The sequence below is a fragment of the Methanobrevibacter filiformis genome (assembly GCF_001639265.1).
Taxonomy (GTDB): Archaea; Methanobacteriota; Methanobacteria; order Methanobacteriales; family Methanobacteriaceae; genus Methanacia; species Methanacia filiformis.
In genome coordinates this window covers 1-3,755 of record NZ_LWMT01000089.1, presented here as the reverse complement: position 1 = coordinate 3,755, position 3,755 = coordinate 1, and the positions used below count along the sequence as shown (strand labels likewise).

General features: G+C 26.2%; 4 protein-coding genes. 1 reads left to right on the top strand and 3 read right to left on the bottom strand.

What is annotated here, in order from left to right; all coding sequences use genetic code 11:
- Positions 1–199 precede the first annotated feature (199 nt).
- The 3 genes from MBFIL_RS03160 to MBFIL_RS03150 all read right to left on the bottom strand — a co-directional run bounded on the left by MBFIL_RS03160 (position 200) and on the right by MBFIL_RS03150 (position 1,845).
- Positions 200–892, bottom strand: a complete 693-nt coding sequence (locus MBFIL_RS03160) for a dihydromethanopterin reductase (acceptor) (RefSeq protein ID WP_066971426.1) — start codon at positions 890–892, stop codon at positions 200–202.
- 264 nt (positions 893–1,156) lie between these two features.
- A complete protein-coding gene (locus MBFIL_RS03155) occupies positions 1,157–1,585 on the bottom strand; it encodes an HVO_A0114 family putative DNA-binding protein (protein WP_066971424.1) in 429 nt (142 codons plus the stop codon).
- Positions 1,582–1,845: a hypothetical protein gene (locus MBFIL_RS03150; RefSeq protein WP_066971422.1), complete on the bottom strand. Its 264-nt coding sequence runs from the start codon at positions 1,843–1,845 to the stop codon at positions 1,582–1,584. Before MBFIL_RS03150 ends, MBFIL_RS03155 begins: the two co-directional genes overlap by 4 nt.
- 330 nt (positions 1,846–2,175) lie before the next feature.
- Between MBFIL_RS03150 and MBFIL_RS03145 the strand changes: the two genes are divergently transcribed.
- The gene (locus tag MBFIL_RS03145; RefSeq protein WP_066971419.1) at positions 2,176–3,288 is read left to right on the top strand and encodes a M20/M25/M40 family metallo-hydrolase; all 1,113 of its coding nucleotides are present in this window, start codon (positions 2,176–2,178) and stop codon (positions 3,286–3,288) included.
- Positions 3,289–3,755: the final 467 nt, after the last annotated feature.

The window sequence follows — 3,755 nt, the reverse complement described above, 5'->3', positions numbered from 1 at the left end:
ATTTATTAATTATAACTATTTTAAACATTTATTTTTTATAAAAAATATGTATTAATGACTTACAAATATTTTAATTTATTTTAATTAGATATCTATTTTTACAAAAAATAATCATTGCACAGCCAATAAAAAGTAATAAAAAATCATTAACAATACCCAGTAAAACAATATACAATAAAATAATTAGAATTAATTAAATTTAAAAATAGCTTAAAAGTTCTTTAGGATCCTTTAAAACATCGATTCCTTCTATTAAAACTAATTTATGAGAATTTTTAATATCTACTTCTCTCATATGAATGGTTACTATTTTCCCTTCAGAAATTGCATTATATGGACAATAATCTTTGCATTTTCCACACCCTATGCATTTTGAAAGATTAATTTCTATTTTAGGTATTATTGCTCCTTGTTCACAACTATTTGAAGCTATACAAACATCACAATCAGCACATCTTTCAAGTTCAAGTTTGGAAGGTAAAATTGTCTTAACATCTCCTGATTCAAGATCCACAGGAACAATCAATGTTTTAACATTCCCCTTACCTGCTTGAGCAACTGAATTAGTAATTAATGTATCTGAAATTCCATGAACTATCTTTGCAACTGTATTTGAAGTAGCAGGAGACACTATAAGTAAATCATACTTTCCAAGAGAAAGTCTACCTGAAATAGGATAGCTAAATCTCTGATCACTATCAAGAACAAGTTCATTATAATATCCTCCAGTAAGACCAGTCACTCTTTCATAGAGTCCATACATTTTTAAGACTTCTTCACCAGCATTAGATAAAAATACTGTAACTTTATTATTCTTAGCTATTTTTTCTAAAATCTCAACACTTTCATCTAAAAGATGACCTGCTCCAGTTATTGCCCAACCAACACGCATATGAATCATTAAAACTAATTATGTCTATTGTTAAATACTAAAAATAATTAATAAATTAACATTAAAATATAAGTAACACTGAAATTTGCACTGTTTAATTAATCATGATATTATTTTTAAATTAAATTTATATAAATTTATTTATTTTTCATTACTTTTCAAATGATCTATGATTAATAATAAATTGGTTTATTTTTGGAAATAGCTTTTGTTCAAACTTTTTTTAAAAGTTTGTTTCAATATATTAAAACTATTTATATTGATTTATATTGCTATTTCTATCGCATCGTAGGTTAAGATTGGTATTTTACTGTTTTTATTCCCTTCTTCTATTTTTATTAGTCCTTCTTTTTCTAATTTATCTATAGTTGATAAAATATTGCTTATATTTTTATCAACGAGTTTAGCTAATTCTGTTAAGTTTTTTGGATTGTTTTCTTTTATTGAATTGAGTATGTCTATTTCTCCTTTGTCAAATAAGAATTTATCTCTTATTAAAACGTCTTCTTCTGTTACTTCTTCATCAAGATGGTCTTTGTAATAGTTCCAATCATCTAAATCATAATAAGCTTTCGCATCCTTAGGATTTCTTTCAACTATTCTTTCAAGTCTTTGTTTAGTCCCATATATTGCTTCTAACTCTTTTATTATTTTTTCTCCATTGGTTTTTCTTTTAAGTTTAATTTCTATCATCTTAATTCCTCTCTTAGTTCTTTTTTTATTATTTTACTATTTTTTTCAATATGGCTTATAACAATTTCTCTGATTTTTGGCTTGTTTTCTATTGTGGGGTGTTTTTTTCCACCAAGTTCGAGGTGTATGTGCATTAATCCATGAAAGTTGTCTATTCTTATACCATCAGGGAGTATTGTTATTGCCCATTCTCGTTGACTTTCTCTTATTTGGATGTCTTTGTCTAATACTTTGAATTTTTCCCTGATTTCTTTCTTCATGTATTATAATTATCGTAACTCATATATAAAACTTTTATATTTTTAACAATACAATTAAATATATCTTATTATATTATTACTTTTCATTCTCAGAAAACTCATTGAGTTGAGACTCCATAATCAATAGATATCTATTAAGGAATGTTAGATTTTTATAAGTAATAAAAGAAGTAAACCAAATAGTTTATACTAATAGTTTATAGCTCAGTTAAATCAGTAACTTAAAACTTTAACAAAACAACTAATAATTAATAGAAAAGACAAATTATTTAAATATATTAAAATAAATAATGAGTTATTACAAATATTTTAGTTTCAGGTGAATAATTAATGAATACAGAACGTTTGCTACAAACATTTTCAGAACTAGTTTCAATAGACAACCCTTCTCTTTCAGAGCGTCTTGTTTGTGATTATATCACATCTCACCTTAAAAAAATTGGATTTACTACATATGAAGATAATGTAGGAGAAGAACTTGGAGGAAACTGTGGAAATTTATATGGTTTTTTACAAGGTGATGAACCTCTAAAACCTCTTATGTTTTCTGCACATATGGATGCAGTAGAACCTTCATTAGGGAAGCAGGCAATTTTTCATGAAGATGGATCCATTACATCTGATGGTACTACAGTACTGGGAGCAGATGCTTTAGCAGGTATTTCAGCAATTCTTGAGGCTATTACAACAATTAAAGAAAATAATTTATCTCACCGTCCAATAGAAGTACTATTTTTTGTAGCAGAAGAAATATATGGGCTTGGTTCAAAGATATTTGACTATTCAATACTTAAATCAAAAGAATCATACACTCTTGATTTATCAGGAAAAGTTGGATCAGCTGCATACAAAGCACCAACACTTATTAGCTTTAACATTACAATTAAAGGAAAGTCAGGTCACACAGGATTTACTTGTGATGAAAGTATTCATACAATAGCTATTGTATCAGAAGCTATTACTAAATTAAAGATGGGTCGTGTTGATAAAGACTCCACAATTAACATAGGACTTATTCAAGGAGGATTAGCTCCAAACATAGTTCCAGATTCCTGTGAAATTAAAGGAGAAATAAGAAGTCACACACACTCTAAAGCTATTGATCTTGTAAATGAAACAATAGATGTATTTTCTAAAACTGCAAAAAAATACGGAGCAACACTTATATCTAAAGACAAGATCCATATAAAAGCTTATGAAACACCACTAAATCATTCAGTTGTAAAAAGATTTCAGAATGTTTGTGCAGAATTAAATATTTCTCCAGCATTACATTCAACATTAGGTGGCAGTGACAACAACAATATAGAAGAACATGGAATAAATGGTTTAGTTCTAGCAACAGCAATGAACAATACTCATTCCTGTGAGGAGTACAGTTCAGTTTCAGAACTTGAAAATATTACAAAAATTGTTATTAATTTAATGAGAAGTAGAGATTAATAATATTAATAATATTAATAATACTTTTTTACAACATATTACTATTTTATTCTTAAAAATACAATTCAATAATTTATTCTAAATAATTTAATCTGTTTAATCTTAAACCCATACTACAATAGTAATCATGCTTTTAAATATTTGCTTCTTTTAATTAAATTACATTATTAGGTATAACAATTAGAATTTCTTCTTAACTTGCCCATCATTTGTAGGGATATATATTTATAACAATTGTTATAATAAATCATATTAACAGTGTTATAATAAATACGTTTTATTACTGAAACAGAATTATGTTAAATGAGTATATTTATTAAAGGAGATCTTCCATAATTCATTGATTAGTTAATTGATACTTATTGGCTTATATTATGATGATGAAGTAATATTAAGTTAAAATAAGGATTATTATTTAGTTTATTGGGTTTTAAGTGATTTATCTTTGTTGATTATTTTTTAGTAAA